We start from the raw sequence: 3454 nt of genomic DNA, 5'->3' as shown, positions 1-3454 counted from the left end.
TCATGCACAAGGATTCCTGTGCATGGAAAAACTTCCTCGCATCAAGTACCAGAGAACCAAAGTTTCTGAGGTTTGAACAGTACCGTAGGGCATAATTCCACAGGCTTTTAAATAGAGCTAACGCTTGGTCTGAGTATCTCTCGAAGGTATAGCAAGGTATCTGATTTAAGTGGACTCGTTGAACCAATAATCCTGGTTTCAGGAGAATATGTCAAACCTTCCCTGTTCCCTATTCCCTAATTAAGAATTTTGTTTAATATTTTAGAGGTTTTTTGAGGCCATAAATTCAAACAATATTACTAAAAAAATCAAAACAGAGGACTTTCATCAGTCCCTGGTGTTTGACTAATATACATCTCCATCACTACTAGCTATCATCTAAATTCTCTTCCCAATGACCAAATATTTCCTCATAATAGGCCAAAATTTGATCTACTTTTTGACGAATAGTATCTTCAGCATCTTCAGCATACTCTAACCATAATCCTCCTACTTGGCTTTTGTTGTAGTCAAATAGCTCTGAGTCAGGAGGAGAAAATAAACCGACTTTTACTTTGCCTACTTGGCGTAAATGAGCTGCTACTTCTCGATAGATTGCGAGTGGTAGTCCCTGACAGCTAAATTGATAACGTTGTTGTTTGTGTTTCGCAGTCTCCATTCTAATATTTACCCATTGACAGATTATGTTGGGTTGGCTAATCTTTTCTACCAAACTTACCCAAACGGATATCTTGATTTTTCGCAGCTCAGTTCCTGTTTAACTGAAGACAACTGACTGTTGTCTGTAACTTATCTTCAAGAGCAGGCTTAAAATCGGTGGGAACTCCATCTACTGATGCACATAGTTTGACAAATTGACAGCAGCATTAAAGTCTCACCTCAGCAGTACAACCACAAGCATTATATAAAGATTTCATCTTAACCGGTCATGTAATTGTGGTAATTAGTTAGACAGCTATCAGATTATATTACTTATAATAATTACCTCTAATATTGTCCAACTATTTAATTTCAGTAGTTGGCCCTAAATACCTGACGAGCATTAGCACTATTGCGATGGTAACATGACTTGTTAATAGCTATTTAATCAAATCAAATCACTGAATTTATTTGTTGGTCGTCATTCATCTCACTGCTAACCCCATTGGGGAGTTACGGGATTCTTCTGACGACATCGATCGAGATAAATAATTCTCCAAACTACAATTTAGCAACTATTCAGTTAGCTGTTCTACATTACAACAATTGATATTATCCAAACATACTTTGCCCCACTGCAAAGCCCACCGAACCAGTTCTACTCGATTATGAGTTGAAGTTTTACTGAGAATATTACTAATATGGTTATCTACGGTTCGTTTACTAATTTCTAGTTTCTCAGCAATTTTTTCATTGGTCAACCCATCTGCTACTAGCTCCAGAACTTGCAATTCCCTTTCTGAAAGGGATATATGGGTTTGAGACTTGCAACCAGTCATAACTTTTTCCTATATGTGTATATCTGCCTAATTATAATTTTAGAGACATCTTGACAAAAATTACCTTAATGACAATCTATTAAGTAGTAAAAGTACAGGAAAGTCTCTAGAAAGTGGAATAAATTTCTTTTTATGATTAATATCTAAAGAAATTTTTGATTTTGGTAGTCATCAAATTTTTTAATTATTTCCTATTTTTGATTACCAATTTATAGTTTTCAGATACTTAAATCAATATGACCCATCCCTATGCTATTTGCCTTGGTGAAATTTTATTTGATTGTCTAGCAGACCAACCTGAGAAAACTTTAAATCAAGTTGATTCTTGGACAACCTACCCTGGCGGCGCACCTGCTAATGTTGCCTGTGGTTTAGTCAAGTTGGGTACTTCAGCAGCCTTGATTAGCTCTGTGGGTGAGGATACAGAAGGTAAAAAACTGGTACAAGTTTTACAGGAGATAGGGGTAGATACTTCAGGCATCCAGGGACATCCTTATGCACCAACACGAAAGGTCTATGTTTTACGTTCCACAATTGGGGAGCGTGAATTTGCTGGTTTCGGAGAACATCCAACAACAGAGTTTGCTGATACCCACCTCAAAGCTGAACTGCTGCCAGAGTCTTTGTTTTTAAATGGTGAATTTTTAATCTTAGGAACTCTAGGACTAGCTTATCCCGAAACTAGACAAACTATTTATCAAGCCCTTGATTTGGCTGACCGATATCATCTTAAGATTATGGTAGACGTCAATTGGCGTCCTTCATTTTGGCCTAATCCTGATGATGCCAGGGCACTGATACATTCACTACTAAAAAGAGTGGATTTTGTCAAGCTTTCTCTGGAAGAAGCTGAATGGCTATTTGACTCTACCGACCCTGGTGCAATTACTTACAGATTAGATTCGGTAGAAGGTACATTAGTAACTGCAGGTAATCAAGGCTGTGCTTATTATTTGTCAGAAAATGAAGGAAAGGTACCTGCTTTTTCATTGGATATTGTAGATACTACTGGTGCAGGAGATGGGTTTGTGGCAGGTTTTATACATCAATTGCGCCAATATGGTATTCGCCGTTTACAGCAACCAGGGGTAGCAAAACAAATTGTTACTTATGCTAGTGCTGTGGGGGCGTTAACTGCTACTCAAGTAGGAGCAATGACAGCTCAACCTACTGCTGATGAAGTAGAAACTTTTTTAGGTAGCTATTTGAATCAGTAAAATGGATATTATATAAGAGTTCAGTGAGGCTAAAATACTCTCTGAATTGTTTGTTAACAACTGATAAAAGTTAATTAGAGTTGAAAAAATATGGGACTTTTCGATCAAATTGTCGGTGCTATTAATAATCCTAATCAAGAGGGTAGTGATAGTCAGTTGAGTAATATTCTTGGCACAGTGCAGCAACTAAGCGGTAATCTAGGTGGAGATTTTGGCGCAACTCAAGCTGCTATGTCAATTTTGGGCGGTCATGTACGTTCAGCTTTGCAACAAAAACGAGAAGAGTCAGGTAGTACAGGAACTCAAGAAATTATCAATCAATTTGCAGGTACAACTCCCAACCCCCTAGCGGTTACTTCTCTATTTTCTCCTAGTCAAATCATTGATATTGTTCAAAGTATATCTGAAAAAACAGGTTTTGATGTCTCACAAGTTCAGAATTTACTGCCTACTTTAGTTCCAGTAATTCTCAATTTATTAAAAACTGGCAATAACCCTCAAAACCCTGAGCAAGCATCTAATAATGTTTTAAATAGCTTTTTGGATGCTGATGGAGATGGAGATGTTGATGTTGCTGATGTAATGGGAATGGCAGGTCGTTTTCTTGGTGGTTAACAAATAAGGTTTTTAGGTATGAGGTGTTAGTTAATTATAAAATTATCTATTTCTCCTTCTACCTAATACCAAAGAGTAAAAAATCTCAAAATAGACTATAAGAGATTGAATGTATCAGGAAATATCAAAAGGAAATAGGGAACA

General features: G+C 37.0%; 4 protein-coding genes. 2 read left to right on the top strand and 2 right to left on the bottom strand.

The window, feature by feature from the left end:
• Positions 1-367: 367 nt before the first annotated feature.
• A complete protein-coding gene (locus tag F6K22_RS36200) occupies positions 368-658 on the bottom strand; it encodes a hypothetical protein (RefSeq protein WP_293109474.1) in 291 nt (96 codons plus the stop codon).
• Between the two features lie 556 nt (positions 659-1214).
• Entirely contained in the window at positions 1215-1478 is a 264-nt protein-coding gene (gene pedR / locus F6K22_RS36195; protein ID WP_293109472.1) for a photosynthetic electron transport-dependent transcriptional regulator PedR, read from the bottom strand.
• Between the two features lie 236 nt (positions 1479-1714).
• Between pedR and F6K22_RS36190 the strand changes: the two genes are divergently transcribed.
• Complete coding sequence (locus F6K22_RS36190) at positions 1715-2695, top strand: carbohydrate kinase family protein (protein WP_293109470.1); 981 nt, start codon at positions 1715-1717, stop codon at positions 2693-2695.
• A 90-nt stretch (positions 2696-2785) separates the two neighbouring features.
• On the top strand, positions 2786-3310 hold the full coding sequence (locus F6K22_RS36185; protein WP_293109468.1) for a DUF937 domain-containing protein: 525 nt from the start codon (positions 2786-2788) through the stop codon (positions 3308-3310).
• Positions 3311-3454: the final 144 nt, after the last annotated feature.

Origin of the sequence: Okeania sp. SIO2F4, from assembly GCF_010672385.1 — a bacterium.
GTDB lineage: Bacteria > Cyanobacteriota > Cyanobacteriia > Cyanobacteriales > Microcoleaceae > Trichodesmium.
This window is presented reverse-complemented; position numbering and strand designations above follow the sequence as displayed.

Coding starts and splice junctions, on each gene's coding strand:
- F6K22_RS36185 (WP_293109468.1), top strand. CDS start 2,786: ATGGGACTTTTCGATCAAATTGTCGGTGCTATTAATAATCCTAATCAA.
- pedR (WP_293109472.1), bottom strand. CDS start 1,478: ATGACTGGTTGCAAGTCTCAAACCCATATATCCCTTTCAGAAAGGGAA.
- F6K22_RS36200 (WP_293109474.1), bottom strand. CDS start 658: ATGGAGACTGCGAAACACAAACAACAACGTTATCAATTTAGCTGTCAG.
- F6K22_RS36190 (WP_293109470.1), top strand. CDS start 1,715: ATGACCCATCCCTATGCTATTTGCCTTGGTGAAATTTTATTTGATTGT.